Origin of the sequence: Flavobacterium sp. LB2P53, from assembly GCF_003970305.1 — a bacterium.
Taxonomy (GTDB): domain Bacteria; phylum Bacteroidota; class Bacteroidia; order Flavobacteriales; family Flavobacteriaceae; genus Flavobacterium.
This window is the reverse complement of record NZ_RYDG01000010.1, coordinates 36,883-53,434: the sequence shown is the minus strand read 5'-3', so window position 1 is coordinate 53,434 and position 16,552 is coordinate 36,883. Positions and strand designations below refer to the sequence as shown.

14 protein-coding genes are annotated in these 16,552 nt (G+C 35.2%); 12 read left to right on the top strand and 2 right to left on the bottom strand.

Going from position 1 to position 16,552, the window contains the following annotated elements; all coding sequences use genetic code 11:
• The first annotated feature begins 33 nt into the window (after positions 1-33).
• Both fbaA and accD read left to right on the top strand, forming a co-directional pair.
• Positions 34-1,101 (top strand): class II fructose-bisphosphate aldolase, encoded by a 1,068-nt coding sequence (gene fbaA / locus EKL95_RS12330; RefSeq protein WP_126516129.1) that lies wholly within the window; start codon positions 34-36, stop codon positions 1,099-1,101.
• Positions 1,102-1,209: 108 nt separating this feature from the next.
• The gene (gene accD / locus EKL95_RS12325; protein WP_126452945.1) at positions 1,210-2,064 is read left to right on the top strand and encodes an acetyl-CoA carboxylase, carboxyltransferase subunit beta; all 855 of its coding nucleotides are present in this window, start codon (positions 1,210-1,212) and stop codon (positions 2,062-2,064) included.
• A gap of 153 nt (positions 2,065-2,217) precedes the next feature.
• Here accD and EKL95_RS12320 read toward each other — a convergent pair whose 3' ends face one another.
• A complete protein-coding gene (locus EKL95_RS12320; RefSeq protein WP_126564323.1) occupies positions 2,218-3,468 on the bottom strand; it encodes an ABC transporter permease in 1,251 nt (416 codons plus the stop codon).
• Between the two features lie 197 nt (positions 3,469-3,665).
• Between EKL95_RS12320 and purH the strand changes: the two genes are divergently transcribed.
• The 6 genes from purH to rodA all read left to right on the top strand — a co-directional run bounded on the left by purH (position 3,666) and on the right by rodA (position 10,891).
• Entirely contained in the window at positions 3,666-5,192 is a 1,527-nt protein-coding gene (gene purH, locus EKL95_RS12315) for a bifunctional phosphoribosylaminoimidazolecarboxamide formyltransferase/IMP cyclohydrolase (protein WP_126564322.1), read from the top strand.
• Between the two features lie 53 nt (positions 5,193-5,245).
• Positions 5,246-6,274 (top strand): rod shape-determining protein, encoded by a 1,029-nt coding sequence (locus tag EKL95_RS12310; protein WP_126452939.1) that lies wholly within the window; start codon positions 5,246-5,248, stop codon positions 6,272-6,274.
• Positions 6,275-6,380: 106 nt separating this feature from the next.
• On the top strand, positions 6,381-7,205 hold the full coding sequence (mreC, locus tag EKL95_RS12305; protein ID WP_126516126.1) for a rod shape-determining protein MreC: 825 nt from the start codon (positions 6,381-6,383) through the stop codon (positions 7,203-7,205).
• Entirely contained in the window at positions 7,198-7,704 is a 507-nt protein-coding gene (locus EKL95_RS12300; protein ID WP_126564321.1) for a rod shape-determining protein MreD, read from the top strand. The genes mreC and EKL95_RS12300 overlap by 8 nt, the downstream gene beginning before the upstream one ends.
• On the top strand, positions 7,701-9,650 hold the full coding sequence (gene mrdA / locus EKL95_RS12295) for a penicillin-binding protein 2 (protein WP_126564320.1): 1,950 nt from the start codon (positions 7,701-7,703) through the stop codon (positions 9,648-9,650). Before EKL95_RS12300 ends, mrdA begins: the two co-directional genes overlap by 4 nt.
• Positions 9,651-9,655: 5 nt before the next feature.
• On the top strand, positions 9,656-10,891 hold the full coding sequence (rodA, locus tag EKL95_RS12290) for a rod shape-determining protein RodA (RefSeq protein WP_126457465.1): 1,236 nt from the start codon (positions 9,656-9,658) through the stop codon (positions 10,889-10,891).
• 356 nt (positions 10,892-11,247) lie between these two features.
• On the opposite strand, the gene EKL95_RS12285 is transcribed toward rodA, so the two are convergent.
• Positions 11,248-13,506 (bottom strand): carboxy terminal-processing peptidase, encoded by a 2,259-nt coding sequence (locus EKL95_RS12285; RefSeq protein WP_126562107.1) that lies wholly within the window; start codon positions 13,504-13,506, stop codon positions 11,248-11,250.
• 206 nt (positions 13,507-13,712) lie between these two features.
• On the opposite strand from EKL95_RS12285, the gene surE reads away from it, so the two are divergent.
• The 4 genes from surE to EKL95_RS12265 all read left to right on the top strand — a co-directional run bounded on the left by surE (position 13,713) and on the right by EKL95_RS12265 (position 16,539).
• Complete coding sequence (surE, locus tag EKL95_RS12280) at positions 13,713-14,492, top strand: 5'/3'-nucleotidase SurE (RefSeq protein ID WP_126457467.1); 780 nt, start codon at positions 13,713-13,715, stop codon at positions 14,490-14,492.
• On the top strand, positions 14,485-14,757 hold the full coding sequence (locus EKL95_RS12275; RefSeq protein WP_126564319.1) for a hypothetical protein: 273 nt from the start codon (positions 14,485-14,487) through the stop codon (positions 14,755-14,757). Before surE ends, EKL95_RS12275 begins: the two co-directional genes overlap by 8 nt.
• A 101-nt stretch (positions 14,758-14,858) precedes the next feature.
• Entirely contained in the window at positions 14,859-15,971 is a 1,113-nt protein-coding gene (lpxB, locus tag EKL95_RS12270; RefSeq protein ID WP_126564318.1) for a lipid-A-disaccharide synthase, read from the top strand.
• A 49-nt stretch (positions 15,972-16,020) separates the two neighbouring features.
• Positions 16,021-16,539, top strand: a complete 519-nt coding sequence (locus EKL95_RS12265) for a C40 family peptidase (RefSeq protein ID WP_126564317.1) — start codon at positions 16,021-16,023, stop codon at positions 16,537-16,539.
• Positions 16,540-16,552 lie beyond the last annotated feature (13 nt).

Sequence of the window (16,552 nt, the reverse complement as noted above, 5' to 3'; positions counted from 1 at the left end):
ACTAAAAACTAAAAAATAACTAAAAAAAACACAATGGCACATACTATTAAACCGGGCGTAGCTACAGGAGATCAAGTACAAGAAATTTTCAATTACGCAAAAGAAAAAGGATTTGCACTTCCGGCAGTAAACGTTACTGGATCAAATACAATCAATGGTGTCCTTGAAACTGCAGCAAAACTTAATGCTCCTGTTATCATTCAGTTTTCTAATGGAGGAGCACAATTTAATGCAGGTAAAGGACTTTCGAATGTTGGTGAAAAAGCAGCTATCGCTGGTGGAATTGCAGGAGCTTTACACATTCACACCATGGCGGAAGCGTATGGAGCAACTGTAATTTTACATACTGACCATTGTGCGAAAAAATTATTGCCTTGGATAGACGGCCTATTAGATGCTTCCGAAGCACATTTTGCTAAAACCGGAAAACCATTGTTTTCGTCTCACATGATTGATTTATCTGAAGAGCCTATCGAAGAAAACATCGAAATTTGCAAAGGCTATTTAGAACGAATGAGTAAAATGGGAATGACATTAGAGATCGAACTTGGAATCACAGGTGGTGAAGAAGATGGTGTAGACAACTCTGATGTAGATAGTTCTAAATTATATACACAACCGGAAGAAGTTGCTTACGCATACGAAGAACTTTCAAAAGTAAGTCCACGATTTACAATTGCTGCTGCTTTTGGAAACGTACATGGAGTGTACAAACCCGGAAATGTAAAATTGACTCCAAAAATATTGAAAAATTCTCAGGATTTTGTTCAAAATAAATTCAATACAGGATCTAATCCAGTAGATTTCGTTTTCCACGGTGGTTCTGGTTCTACATTAGAAGAAATAAGAGAAGGGATCAGCTACGGGGTAATAAAAATGAATATCGATACTGATTTGCAATTTGCATTTACAGAAGGAATTCGTGATTACATGGTTAAAAATATTGACTATTTGAAAACTCAAATTGGAAACCCAGAAGGCGCTGATGTTCCAAACAAAAAACATTACGACCCAAGAAAATGGTTGCGTGAAAGTGAAGTTACTTTCAACACAAGACTTGAGCAAGCATTTGCTGACTTGAACAATGTGAATACATTATAAAAATAGTGGTCCGTTTTTAGTGTTCAGATCTCAAATGCTGATAATGGAACACTAAAACTGATTACAAAACACTGAATACCTGATTACTGAACACTGAATACTAAAGAAATGGCTTGGTTTAAAAGAAAAGAAAAAGGGATTACTACCGCTACCGAAGACAAAATGGATATTCCAAAAGGACTTTGGTACAAATCTCCAACCGGAAAAATCATTGATGCCGATGAACTAGCTCGCAACTTATTTGTGAGTCCAGAAGATGGTTTTCATGTCAGAATTGGAAGTGCTGAATATTTTCAAATCTTATTTGACAACAATGAATTTGTTGAATTAGACAAGAATATGACTTCTAAAGATCCTTTGCACTTTGTTGATACCAAGAAATATGCAGATCGTTTGAAAGATGTAATGGAAAAAACCAAACTCAAGGATGCAGTACGCACGGGAGTTGGAAAATCAAAAGGTAAAGATTTAGTTATTTGCTGTATGGATTTTGCCTTCATTGGTGGTTCTATGGGTGCAGTTGTAGGTGAAAAAATTGCGAGAGGAATTGATCACGCCATCAAAAACAACTTGCCTTTTGTCATGATTTCAAAATCAGGTGGAGCCAGAATGATGGAAGCTGCTTATTCATTAATGCAATTAGCCAAAACATCTGTTAAGTTAGCACAACTTGCCGAAGCAAAACTGCCTTATATTTCGTTATGTACAGATCCTACAACTGGAGGAACAACTGCTTCATACGCGATGCTAGGTGACATCAACATATCTGAACCAGGCGCATTAATAGGATTTGCTGGCCCAAGGGTAGTACGAGACACAACTGGTAAAGATTTACCAGAAGGTTTTCAGACTGCTGAGTTTTTACTCGAACATGGCTTCTTAGATTTTATCACACCAAGAAAAGAATTGAAAGACAAGATCAACTTGTACATTGATTTGATTCAGAACAATGATATTCGATAAATAAAATCCCAAGCAATTGGGACTTTATATTTGCGCTACATTCTCTTTATAACAAAAAACAGCTTCCAAAAAAATATTGGAAGCTGTTTTTTGTTATGCCATTATATTTAAAATTAAGTGTTTACAAAAGAGGATTACTAAAACCTGAGTTTTTTATATCCCGGTACGAATAGCCTCCACCGGATCTAATTTAGAAGCTGCAATTGCAGGTAGAATTCCGGATATTAGACCAATTATAGCCGCTAATCCTGTTCCTAGGACAATATTACCCATACTTAAGACAAACTCGAAGTCTAAGGCTTTTGTTACAATAAGAGTAATAATCCAAACTAAGAGCAATCCTATCAAACCACCAATAACTGATAATATTATCGCTTCAAATAAAAACTGAAACAATATAAACTTGTTTTTGGCTCCCAATGATTTTTGGATCCCAATCAAATTCGTACGCTCTTTTACAGAAACAAACATAATATTAGCAATTCCAAAACCACCTACAAGCAGAGAAAAGCCACTGATAACCCATCCTACAAGATTCATTTGCCCAAGGATACCATCAATAAGGTCAGTAAATCCAGAAAAAACATTAATGAAAAAATTATCTATTTCACCTGCTTTCAATCCCCTAAAGCTTCTTAATTTTTGTGCTATTTCTTCTTTATAAGCTGCCATGTCAGCTCCATTTTCAGGTTTAAAAATAATAACATTTGTCAAAGCAGTATTATTATCCCCGTATAGTTGTCGCACAAAATTGACTGGAATATAAGCTGAGGTGTCATTACTATCCCCAAACAAACCCGCTCCTTGTTTCTTCAAAACCCCAATGACCGTAAAACGATTTCCATACAACCGCACGTTTTTTCCAATGGGTTCTACATCATCAAAAAGTGATTTTGCAATTTCATTCCCCAAAACAACAACTGTAGCTCCGGAATTGGCTTCGGATTCATTGTAAAATCGTCCGCTTTCAAACTCAAGGCCCTGAATATCTATAAATTCCTGAGAAACAGGAACTATATTGACATCACTAACTGTTTTTGAATCAAATTTAATAGATTCTCTTCTAATAAATATTTGATAGGCCATTTGATCCGTGTTAGTCATTGCACCTTTCATATAGGTGTATTCATCATACTTCACATTAGGAAACTGTTCTCTTTTCCATTGTGGAATTTCCGAAGGCCCGAAAGAAAATTTCATCAAATAAATCGTATTTTTATCTAAACTACTCAAATCTTTAGTGATTTTTCTGTCCAAAGAATCTACAGCAGCGAGTACCGCTATAATAGAAAAAATCCCAATAGTAACGCCTAACAAAGAAAGCAGCGTTCGTAACTTATTGTTGCGCAATGCATTCATCGCAAAGCTAAAACTCTCTTTTAATAATCGAAGGTAAACTAACATACAATCTATTTAGTGTTAAGTAAAATTCTATAAATATTAATCAGAAACCTAATGAAAAATCGTTTCGTTACATTGTGAAAGCGCTATTTTTATGTTTCCCGTTGCAATAGCCGTAAAAATTACAATTATCTCAATTTCAAATGGCTTAATTTTGACATTAAAAAACTATTTTTGCATTTTATAACTATAACTACATAATGAGCACAACTAAAACAATTCAATCTGCATTAATCTCCGTCTTTTCAAAAGAAGGATTAGAACCTATAGTAAGACAACTAAACAGTCAAAATGTTACACTTTATTCTACTGGAGGGACTGAGGATTTTATAAAAAATTTAGGAATTCCCGTAATACCCGTTGAAGATGTGACCTCTTACCCTTCTATTTTGGGTGGAAGAGTAAAAACATTACACCCAAAAGTCTTTGGTGGAATACTAAATCGCCAAGATAATGAGAGTGATGCACAACAAATGCTAGAATTCAACATTCCACAAATTGACTTAGTCATTGTTGACTTATATCCTTTTGAAAAAACGGTTGCTTCAGGAGCAAGTGAAGCAGACATCATTGAAAAAATAGATATTGGTGGTATTTCTTTAATTCGTGCTGCTGCAAAAAACTTCAAGGATACCGTAATTGTGGCTTCGGTAGATCAATACGGCTTGCTTTTAGATTTAATTATCGATCAAAATGGCGCCACAACATTGGAAGACCGAAAATTATTGGCAACAAAAGCATTTCATGTTTCATCGCATTATGACACTGCAATTTTCAATTATTTTAATACTGACGAAACCATTTACAAAGAAAGTATTCCTAACGGTCAAGTGCTGAGATACGGTGAAAACCCACATCAAAAAGGATTTTTCTTTGGAGATTTTGAGGCCATGTTCAACAAAGTGCACGGAAAAGAATTATCATACAATAATTTGTTAGATGTAGATGCGGCTGTAAATTTGATAGCTGAATTCAACAATGACGGCCCTACATTTGCCATATTAAAACACAACAACGCTTGTGGTTTAGCGACACGAACAACTATTACTGAGGCCTATTTAGCCGCATTAGCTTGTGACCCGACATCTGCATTTGGAGGTGTTTTAATTTCCAATACTAAAATTGATGCAGCGACTGCAACAGAGATAAACAAATTATTTTGTGAGGTGGTCATTGCCCCCGAATATGATACTGAGGCCCTGACTATTTTACAAGAAAAGAAAAACCGAATCCTATTAGTTCAGAACGAGGTTGCGTTACCCCAAAAAACGGTACGAACCTGCTTGAACGGACTTTTAATTCAAGAAAGAAATACGGTAACTGACAATAAAGAAGCCTTAAAAACCGTTACCATAACAGCTCCTACTGAACAGGAAATTCAGGATTTAATTTTCGCTTCCAAAATTTGTAAAAACACCAAATCAAACACGATTGTTTTTGCTAAAAACGGAACACTTATTGCATCCGGTACAGGACAAACATCCAGAGTTGATGCCTTAGTACAGGCGATAGAAAAAGCTAAAAATTTTGGATTTGACTTACATGGAGCCTCAATGGCAAGTGATGCATTTTTCCCTTTCCCAGACTGTGTTGAAATAGCTAAAAAAGCAGGTATTACTGCGGTAATTCAGCCAGGCGGATCCATCAAAGACAATTTGAGCATTGACTATTGCAATGAAAATAAACTTGCAATGGTATTTACGGGAACGCGTCATTTTAAACATTAATTTGTTTAACTTTGTGCGTTTCAAATTTATAACATTTTAACCCCAAAAAATTTATGGGATTTTTTGATTTCATGACTGAGGATATCGCGATAGACCTTGGTACCGCTAATACTTTAATCATACATAATGATAAAGTTGTAATAGACAGTCCATCAATTGTTGCCAGAGACAGAGTTTCTGGTAAAATCATTGCTGTGGGCAAAGAAGCCAACTTGATGCAAGGTAAAACACATGAAAACATTAAGACAATACGCCCTTTGAAAGATGGTGTAATTGCTGATTTTGATGCTTCAGAAAAAATGATAAGTATGTTTATCAAAAGCATACCCGCGCTAAAGAAAAGAATGTTTACTCCTGCGTTAAGAATGGTCGTTTGTATTCCCTCTGGCATTACCGAAGTGGAGATGAGAGCCGTAAAAGAATCATGTGAAAGAGTAAACGGTAAAGAAGTATACCTAATACACGAACCTATGGCAGCAGCAATAGGTATTGGTATTGATATTATGCAACCAAAAGGAAACATGATTGTAGATATAGGTGGTGGAACAACTGAAATTGCCGTAATCGCCTTAGGTGGTATTGTTTGTGACAAATCAGTAAAAATAGCTGGCGATGTATTCACAAATGATATCGTATATTATATGCGTACCCAACACAATCTTTTTGTTGGAGAAAGTACAGCTGAAAAAATAAAAATTCAAATTGGCGCAGCAATAGAAGATTTAGAAACACCTCCTGAAGACATGTCCGTTCAAGGTAGAGATTTACTTACTGGTAAACCAAAACAGGTAGAAGTATCGTACCGAGAAATTGCAAAAGCATTAGACAAATCAATTCAAAGAATTGAAGATGCCGTTATGGAAACGTTATCACAAACTCCCCCAGAACTAGCTGCCGATATATACAACACAGGAATCTACCTTGCCGGTGGAGGCTCCATGTTAAGAGGTCTTGACAAGCGAATTTCACAAAAAACTGATTTACCAGTTTACATTGCAGAAGATCCGTTAAGAGCTGTAGTAAGAGGGACAGGAATGGCACTAAAAAACATTGCTAAATTTAAAAGTATTTTAATCAAGTAATTTGTTATAGCTACTCTTGTCAATTTACAGGACTGAGATAGCATCCAGCAACAACTATTAGATTCCAAAATAAAACAGACAGCTATTTATATTATACCGTTAGAAAATGCAGCAAATATTTAATTTTATTTTTAAAAACAGTAATCGGTTACTGTTTTTGCTGCTTTTGGGTATTTCATTATCCCTTACCATTCAATCCCACTCCTTTCACAGAAGTAAAATAATTAGTTCTGCAAATTTTCTAAGCGGAGGTGTCTATGAAAAGGTAAACAACCTTAATGAATATTTGAATTTAAAAACTGAAAATGAAGCACTCGCGCTTGAAAACGCAAAATTAAAGAGTCTTATATTTAACAAAAAAGATACCACTGCAATAAAAAAACTAGACAGTCTAAAAGGGATCGAATCAGGAGATATATTAGTATCTAAGGTAATACACAATTCTTATAGTACTCACGAAAATTATTTAACCTTAAATTCAGGAGAACTAGAAGGTGTGAAACCAGACATGGGCGTTATAAACAGCTTAGGAATTATAGGAATCATAGAAAATACCTCACCTAATTATGCAACTGTGATTAGCATTTTAAATAAGAAATTTCAAATTAATGCTAAAATCAAAAAATCCAATCATTTTGGATCTTTGATATGGAACGGAAAAAGTACTGGCTTTGTACAATTGATAGATGTTCCTAGATTAGCCGCTATTAGAAAAGGAGATACCATTGTAACAGGGGGGCAATCTGTAATATTTCCGGAAAACGTTAATATAGGAACTATAGACAAAATAGAAATAGACAATCAGACTAATTATTACACCATAAATGTTAAATTATTTAACGATATGACAAATCTAGGTCACGTTTATATTATTACGCGCAAAGATCGTGAAGAAATTATTAATTTAGAAAAAGGAAATAAGGATGAATAGCGCACTGTTAGTCAATATTTCCCGATTCCTTTTGTTATTAGCAATTCAGATTATTATATTTAATAACATGAATTTTTTTGGGTATATAAGCCCATTTCCTTACGTGTTATTTATCATACTTTATCCCGTAAATGGAAATAAATCAGGACTACTAATTGCTAGTTTTTTACTTGGACTTGTAATGGATATGTTCAGTAATTCTGGAGGAACACATGCGACCGCATGCTTAGTATTAGCCTACTTTAGACCTTCTGTTTTTAAGTTTTCCTTTGGGTTAAGTTATGAATACCAAACTATAAAACTGAATGATGTATTAACCCCAGAAAGATTTTCTTTTTTATTACTATCGGTTACCATTCATCATTTTACGATGTTTTTGCTGGAAGCTTTTCAATTTAGCTTTATTTTAGATGTCGTATTACGAACTTTATTGAGTACCATATTCACACTCCTTATTTGCATAATTATAATATACCTTATTAAGCCTAATAAAAGATGAGAAAAGCACTATTGCCTTCCCTAATCATTCTTGCTACTTCTTTACTAATATTGCGTATTTTTTATTTGCAAATAGTGGATGACACCTTAAAGTTAAAATCTGAAAATAACGCAATTAAAAAAAAATATGAATATCCTGAAAGAGGCTACATCTATGACCGTAAAGGCGTATTAATGGTTGCGAACCAAGCATCTTATGACATTATGGTCATTCCTAGAGAATTAAAAAACACAGATACTTTAGAACTTTGTCAATTGTTGAAAATTTCAAAAGAAGATTTCATTAAAAGAATTGAAAAAGCTAGAATATATAGTCCGCGGTTACCCTCTGTTTTTTTATCACAATTGAATAAAAGTGAATTTGCAGCTTTTCAAGAAAAAATAAGAAAATATGAAGGTTTTTATTTTCAAAAACGTTCCCTTCGTGATTATGAAGTAAATTTTGGAGCCAATGTTTTTGGGGGCATCACTCAGGTAAATGAAAAACTAGTAGCCAAAAATCCATATTACAATAGCGGTGATTTAATTGGAAGACAGGGAGTTGAAGAAAGCTATGAAGATCTTTTACGCGGGGTAAAAGGGGTTAAATACATTCAAAAAGACAAATACAATAGGGAAATTGGCTCGTATAAAGAAGGGAAATACGACACTATAGCCGTGCAAGGAGAAGATATAAATCTTACTATTGACGCCGAACTTCAAAAATACGGAGAGGAATTGATGATTAATAAAAGAGGCGGAATTGTTGCTATAGAACCTCGCACTGGCGAAATACTAGCACTGGTAACCGCTCCTTCTTATGATCCAGGAATATTGGTAGGAAGACAACGCTCTAAAAACTACACCCAACTATACCATGATTCAATAGCAAAGCCACTGTATGACAGAGGATTACTAGCTGAATATCCGCCAGGATCACCGTTTAAAATTTTAACTGGCTTAGTTGCTCTACAAGAAGGTGTAATAGATGAAAACACAAGCGTATCCTGCAATAATGGTTTTAGTTATGCAAGAGGTCGATTTATGAGATGCCATTGTAGAGGAGGTTCTCTTCAGCTGCACAGAGGTATATATGAATCTTGCAATTCCTATTTTGCCACAGCGTATATGAAGACAATAAACAAATATACAAAACCGGCCACAGCTGTTGATGTTTGGAGCAACCACATAAAAAGCTTTGGACTGGGACAATTTATGGGATATGACTTACCAACAGGTAAAAGAGGAAATATTCCGGATTCTAAAACATACAAACGCATCTATCCAAATGGAGGGTGGAGAAGTACCACGATCGTTTCTAATTCAATAGGACAGGGCGAAGTTCTAATGACACCCATACAACTTGCTAACATGATGGCAACTGTTGCAAATGAAGGTTATTATTACACCCCTCACATCATCAAAAAAATTGAAGGCCACAAAATTGATAAAAAATTCACGACAAAACACACCACTACCATCGACAAAAAACACTTCAAACCCATAATTAGCGGTTTGTTTGATGTGTACAACATGGGGACTGCTAGCGCACTTAAAGTCGAAGGAATAGATATTTGTGGTAAAACCGGTACAGCTGAAAATTTTGCTAAAATTGGAGGCAAAAGAATTCAACTTAAAGATCATTCCATATTCGTAGCTTTTGCACCAAAAAACAATCCTAAAATTGCCATTGCTATCATGGTTGAAAATGGGGGCTTTGGATCAACAATAGCCGGACCAATTGCCAGTTTGATGATTGAAAAATACCTAAGACAAAAAATTACAAGGATAGATCTGGAAAAAAGAATACTTGCAACAAGCTTACAAAGTCAATATGCCAAATTAGGTGGACTTTCTGACGCAGTCAAATTGCAATTACGCATTAGTGACTCGCTTTTAAATAAAAGAACAATTCCTGCCGTAAGGATTAAAACAGATACCTCAAAAGTAAAAAAACAAGTTATTTAAATGTAATGAAAAACCAAAGTATCACAAATAATATTGATTGGATAAGCATAATCATCTATGCGGTATTAGTTATTTTGGGCTGGTTAAATATCTATTCCTCCTCTATGTCTTCGATGCAAGACACCTATGAAAAACAACTGATCTTCATCGTATTGACCATTCCATTAATATTCATAATACTCTCGGTTGACGGGAAATTTTATGAGAAATATGCGAGTATCATCTTTGGAGTATCACTACTCACATTAGCCGGGCTGTTTTTATTTGGCAAAACAATTGCTGGTCAACGTTGCTGGTATGCTATTGGAAGCTTCACGATCCAGCCTTCTGAATTTGCAAAAGCAGCCACTTCATTAGCATTAGCCAAATATTTGAGTGACACACAAATTAATTTAAAAGAAGTCAATAGACAAATACAGGCTCTTGCCATAATCTTCCTACCTGTGCTACTCATTTTGCCTCAGCCAGATCCTGGAAGCGCATTGATATACAGCATATTCATCATTGTTTTGTATCGTGAAGGACTTCCGGCTTGGTATGTTTGGACTGGATTTATTACAATTCTTTTATTTGTGTTTACCTTATTATTAGAACCAGAATATGTAATACTTATTGGATTAGCAATTATAATATTGGTTCATTTCAAATCAAGACTGGCAGACCGAAATATTGTTTTGAGCAGTATTATCTTTGCCCTGATTTCTGGATTTGTGCTATCTGTAGATTATGTATTTGACAACCTGTTCAAACAACATCACCGAGATCGTTTTAATATTCTTTTAGGAAAAACTGTTGACCTCAAAGGAATTGGATACAACACCAATCAATCCGAAATAGCCATAGGATCTGGAGGCTGGTTTGGAAAGGGATTCCTAGAAGGAACACAAACCAAAGGTGGCTTTGTACCGGAACAACACACGGATTACATCTTCACAACTGTAGGCGAAGAATGGGGATTTCTGGGTTCTCTGGCTGTAATCGCCCTTTTTGCCTGTTTACTTCTTCGAATAATATACCTTGCCGAAAGACAAAAAACAAAGTTTAGCAGAGTATATGGTTACTGTGTTGCAGGCGTACTTTTTACTCATTTCTTTGTAAACATAGCCATGGTAGCCGGTATTTTCCCCACCATAGGCGTACCCTTACCTTTCTTTTCCTACGGAGGTTCCGGTCTTTGGGGTTTTACAATATTGCTTTTTATATTTATAAAAATGGATGCCAATAAAGTAAATGAATGGTAATTTGACAAATTTAAGACAAAAGTAATCCACGAACCTCACTATGGATTATTACTCTTTGTTTTTGAATCAAAGACCTAAACAATAAATATATTTATCTTATTGTTACATTGAATTGAATCCTAAAGTTATACGTTAATACCAAAATTCAGATGGTAATTTGCAATAAATCCGGTCTTTTTCAGTAACATTTTAGCACACTAAATTGATAGATAAACAGCATTGATTTACTTATCTAGTCTCCTTCACTGAGTTACAAAACTCGAAAAAACAATTACCCAAATAGAAAAACCCTGTACGTTCTTAAGAATGTACAGGGTTTTTCTATTATTATTGACTGAAACTTGCTGAAAAACTACCTAAGATTTCGCTAATTTATCTTTTTTAATTTTAACAGGAATGCTTTTTTTAGAAATTGCTTTTGATTGCAAATCTTCTAATACATTCAGTGCTTCCTCAACATAAATATCTTTTGCTAAAGCTTCATGCCATCTTTCTCTTTTTTCTTTTAAAGAAGCGTCTTTATTAATTGCATCTGCTTCATGAGGCAGTGAAGTAAACGTAAGTAGATTTTTGTAATCTACAATTGGTTTGTATTTTTTAGCTTTTTCTTCAATTTCAGATTGTGCGATTTTAAATGTATCAATATTCAAACTATACACATTCTCCTCGCTTCTACTATCAATCCACTTCGCATTCTCTTCAATTAATTGAAACTGTGCATTTTTACTAATACGGTTTTTGCTATTTGTTATCGCCTGATTAAAGTTGTCATTATTAGTCCAAACACTGTAGTCAGCCCGATCAATTTTGTCCCAAGGCATTGCATTATCCATATCGCGCTCTCCCATTTTCAAGTAGGCATAACGATCCGGCATAACGATATCACTTCGTACCCCATCTAGTTGAGTAGAACCACCGTTGATTCTATAAAATTTTTGTGTGGTGGTCTTAATAGCACCTAAATCCCCAACGGAGCTACTGCGCACAAACTGGTTCAGGTCAATCACATTTTGAACGGTTCCTTTACCGTACGTTTGTTTGCTCCCAATTATAATTCCTCTTTTGTAATCTTGAATTGCAGCTGCTAAGATCTCAGAAGCTGAGGCAGAAAAACTATTCACCATAATTACTAAAGGGCCATCCCATTCTATTTTTTTATCTCGATCGTACAACACTTCTTTTTTTCTTCCTGCTGATTTAATTTGAACAATGGGACCCTGCTCAATAAATAAGCCTGCAATATCTACAACCGTGGATAATGATCCGCCTCCGTCATCGCGAACATCAAGAACAATTCCATCAACACCGGATTGTTTCAGTCGCTCGACTTCAATAGCAACATCTTTACCGGCATCTCTACCGTCTTTATTTTCAAAATCAATATAGAATTTAGGCAAATAAATTATCCCATATTTCATCCCGTTTTTATTCACGATACTTGACTTGGCGTACGTTTCCTCAATTTCAACAATATCTCTGATAATAGAAATAATCTTGATTGTTCCGTCTACTTTTTTAACTGTAAGTCGGACTTCCGAACCTTTTGGTCCTTTAATTTTCTTTACCACATCATCAAGCCGCATCCCAACAACATCAACTGAAACTCCGGAGCCCTGCCCTACTTTCATTATTAAATCTCCTGCTTCCAGTTGTTTCCCTCTCCATGCGGGACCACCGGAAATAAGTTCCGAAATCTCAGTTAAATCATTTTTCTTTTGGAGACGGGCACCAATTCCCTCTAACTTTCCGCTTATACTTACATCAAATCGTTCTTTTTCTTCGGCAGCAAAATAATTCGTGTGCGGATCAAAACGAGCCGTAATAGAATTTATATACACAGAAAACCAATCATTTCTATCCAAATCTTTTATAAACCCAAAATATTCATCTAATGATTTTCCAGAATTTCTTCTGGTTTCTTTTTCTAATTCTTCAAAAGTCTTTGGTTTATCTGGGGTTACCGTGCTGTCCTTTGCTGTTTCTTTAGAAAGTTCTTCTTTTAATTTTTCCTCTTTTTTCAGTATTGCAGCATCCAGTTTTGCCTCATTAGTCTTGTTTTCTTGTAAAGCCAAACGATCTACCAGAGAAGAAAGAGTTGATAATTTAATTTGCTTACGCCATTTATCCTTTAATTCACTTGCACTCTTAGCATAGGGAGCCTTTTCATAATCTATATTAAAGCTTTCATCAACAGAATAATCAAAAGGCTCACTCAAGACATCCTTATAAATCTTTTTACTCTCTTCCATTCTTTTCATCAAACGATCATAGGTAAGATTAAAAAAAGACAAGTCTTTATTCAACAACTGATCGTCTAACAACAACTCAAATTTCGAAAATTCATCGATATCGGATTGCAGGAAAAAACGTTTAGATGGATCTAAAGCCTCAATATAATCTTTATAGATTCCTTTTGAAAAAGTATCGTTAATATCGGCAGGACTGTAATGTCCCTTCTGGATTACAAAAGTCAATAACTCTAAGAGCAATTTATCTTTTTCAGGGTCGTTCTCTTTTGATGCATTATATTTAAAAGCAAACAATGTTAACGAAAGGCATACAACAACAAGTATGATTTTATAATTTCTTTTCATAAAGCTAAGAATTGTATTCATGAATTTTTAATCTAAATTATGGTAAAAACTATGCCAACCGCAGCAGTAGCCCCATAAATTTTTGTTAAAGATATAAATTGTTTTTATTATTTTAAGTTAAATCAACCAACATAACCTATTTTTATATTTTGTTTAGTGATTTCATTCAGGGGGATTACATATACTCCGAAAATCAAAAATAATCAATCTTTTTACAAACAGATATAATGAAAAAAACAAGACCTTTAATTCTAATAACGAATGACGACGGAATTTCGGCACCGGGACTTCGAGCCTTAATTGCCGTTATGGCAGAAATAGGCGAAATCGTCGTGGTTGCTCCTGACAATCCACAAAGTGCCATGGGGCATGCCATTACCATAAACAGCATGTTGTATTTGAATAAAATCTCTAAAGATAGTGATCCATTTTTAGAGTACAGCTGCTCCGGAACTCCAGTGGACTGTGTGAAACTGGCTGTAAATGAAATCCTAAAAAGAAAACCAGATTTATGTGTTTCCGGTGTCAATCATGGTTCAAATTCATCCATAAATGTAATTTACTCCGGAACCATGAGTGCGGCAGTCGAGGCAGGAATAGAGGGAATTCCAGCTATAGGCTTCTCTCTTTTAGATTATGACTGGAACGCCAATTTTGAAACGATCAAAACCTTTATACGCAAAATCTCTTTAGAAGTTTTAGAAAATGGACTTCCAGAAGGGGTCGTTTTAAATGTTAATTTCCCAAAATTAAACGAAAAGGACATCAAAGGAATTCGTATTTGTCGCCAAGCCAAAGCACTTTGGGTAGAAAAATTTGATAAAAGAAAAACACCGCAAGGAAGGGATTACTATTGGCTGGCAGGAGAATTTGTCAATCAGGACAAAGGCGAAGACACAGACGAATGGGCGCTCGAAAATGGATACATATCAGTTGTTCCAGTTCAATTTGACTTAACAGCACATCATGCCATACAGCAACTTAATACCTGGAAATGGAATGAATAAGAACGATTTAGTCTGGGGAATTTTGATAGGATTTTTCACTACACTAGTTGGTTGCTATCTCTTTATTACCTTTTTTACTGACTTCCAGTTTATCATTGGAATTCAGATCATAAAAGCGCAGGGAAATTTAGGAAAAATCATCACACTGGGATCCATCCTTACGTTGATAGCCTTTGGCATTCTGCTAAAAATGAATAAAGAAATGATGGCGCGTGGTGTCGTATTGGCCATCATACTAATGACAGTACTCACTTTGTTTATTTAAGAAGGCTTATTAGTTTACCTTTGTAAATTGACATACCATTTATAACAGACCTGAATTTATAAATTTAAATGCTGAATTTATACCTTTCTAATCCAACAAACATGAAATACTACATTATAGCAGGGGAAGCTTCAGGCGATTTGCATGGTTCTAATTTAATGAAAGCGCTTTATAAAAAAGATCTTAAAGCTGACATTCGGTTTTGGGGAGGCGATTTAATGAATACAACAGGCGGAACCTTAGTAAAACATTACCGAGAATTAGCTTTTATGGGCTTTATCGAGGTAATTTTTAATTTGAAAACTATTTTAAGCAACATCAAAGTCTGCAAAAAAGACATTCTTGAATTTCAGCCGGACATCCTTATTTTCATTGATTATCCTGGTTTTAATTTACGGATTGCAAAATGGGCAAAAGCGTTAGGAATGAAAACGCACTACTACATTTCTCCACAAATTTGGGCTTGGAAAGAAAGCAGAATTACAGCTATCAAGCGTGATATTGATAAAATGTATGTGATTTTGCCTTTCGAAAAAAAATTCTATGAAGACAAACACCATTTTCCGGTAGAATTTGTCGGGCATCCACTGATTGATGCCATCCACAACCAACCCGAAGTTGATTCAATCCTTTTTAGAACAGAAAACCAATTAAACGACAAACCGATAATTGCAATTTTACCCGGTAGCCGAAAACAGGAAATAACTAAAATGCTATCAGTCATGCTCAGTGTGGCAAATGATTTTCCAGACTATCAGTTCGTGATTGCAGGGGCGCCAAGTCAGGAATTTTCTTTCTATAAAGAATTCATCACTCAAGAAAACATTAAATTCATTTCTAATAAAACCTATGATTTACTGCGTAATGCAACAGCTGCATTAGTAACCTCAGGAACGGCAACACTGGAAACAGCGCTTTTCAAAGTGCCGGAAGTAGTTTGCTACAAAGGCAGCTGGGCTTCCTACCAAATTGCTAAACGAATTATTACCCTGAAATACATCTCATTAGTCAACTTAATTATGGATGAGGAGGTGGTGACCGAACTAATTCAAGAGCAATGCAATCCAAAACGCATTCGAGAAGAACTCAAAAAAATATTAGAAATCAACCACCGCAATACTCTTTTAGAAAAATATGCGTTATTAGAACAGCAATTAGGTGGCATTGGCGCTAGTGAAAAAACAGCAAAACTCATCGTGTCTGATTTACTGTAGATTATCTCTTATTTATAAATAGCTCCCTTTACAAAAAAATTACACTCTTTTGAAACATTTTCTATTTCTTGTATTGGTTCTTACCTTTTTTACGGCTTGTAAATCAACTTCCCCGATAACCAACTCGAAAAAAGCAGACCCAAAAGAGCAATCCATTCAATCCGAAAAAAGGAAAGCACAACGTCTGGTCGAACAATTAATCGATGCCGCTGCTGAAAATATTGGGGTGAAATACAGGTATGGCGGGACAACAAAATCAGGTTTTGACTGTTCCGGCTTGATGGTCAACATCTTTGATTCAAATGAAATAAGTCTACCTCGCACCTCGATTCAACAATCAAAACACGGTGTTATTTTAGATCATGAACAAGAAAAAGCTAAAAAAGGGGATCTGATATTCTTTAAAACCAATAGAAACCGACAAATAAACCACGTAGGAATAGTCATTGAAGTCAATGAAGACGAGATAAAATTCATTCATGCGTCGACCTCAAGAGGCGTTATGATTTCCTCCACAAAAGAAGTGTATTACAAAACCAGATTTGCTCAACTCAACAGGGTTTTATAGCTCGAGTTCTTCA

Bases quoted from the DNA above. Each gene is read 5' to 3' on its own strand.
- mreC (WP_126516126.1), top strand. From the start codon at position 6,381: ATGCAGCAAATATTTAATTTTATTTTTAAAAACAGTAATCGGTTACTG.
- EKL95_RS12285 (WP_126562107.1), bottom strand. From the start codon at position 13,506: ATGAATACAATTCTTAGCTTTATGAAAAGAAATTATAAAATCATACTT.
- accD (WP_126452945.1), top strand. From the start codon at position 1,210: ATGGCTTGGTTTAAAAGAAAAGAAAAAGGGATTACTACCGCTACCGAA.
- mrdA (WP_126564320.1), top strand. From the start codon at position 7,701: ATGAGAAAAGCACTATTGCCTTCCCTAATCATTCTTGCTACTTCTTTA.
- lpxB (WP_126564318.1), top strand. From the start codon at position 14,859: ATGAAATACTACATTATAGCAGGGGAAGCTTCAGGCGATTTGCATGGT.
- EKL95_RS12275 (WP_126564319.1), top strand. From the start codon at position 14,485: ATGAATAAGAACGATTTAGTCTGGGGAATTTTGATAGGATTTTTCACT.
- surE (WP_126457467.1), top strand. From the start codon at position 13,713: ATGAAAAAAACAAGACCTTTAATTCTAATAACGAATGACGACGGAATT.
- purH (WP_126564322.1), top strand. From the start codon at position 3,666: ATGAGCACAACTAAAACAATTCAATCTGCATTAATCTCCGTCTTTTCA.
- fbaA (WP_126516129.1), top strand. From the start codon at position 34: ATGGCACATACTATTAAACCGGGCGTAGCTACAGGAGATCAAGTACAA.
- EKL95_RS12320 (WP_126564323.1), bottom strand. From the start codon at position 3,468: ATGTTAGTTTACCTTCGATTATTAAAAGAGAGTTTTAGCTTTGCGATG.
- rodA (WP_126457465.1), top strand. From the start codon at position 9,656: ATGAAAAACCAAAGTATCACAAATAATATTGATTGGATAAGCATAATC.
- EKL95_RS12310 (WP_126452939.1), top strand. From the start codon at position 5,246: ATGGGATTTTTTGATTTCATGACTGAGGATATCGCGATAGACCTTGGT.
- EKL95_RS12300 (WP_126564321.1), top strand. From the start codon at position 7,198: ATGAATAGCGCACTGTTAGTCAATATTTCCCGATTCCTTTTGTTATTA.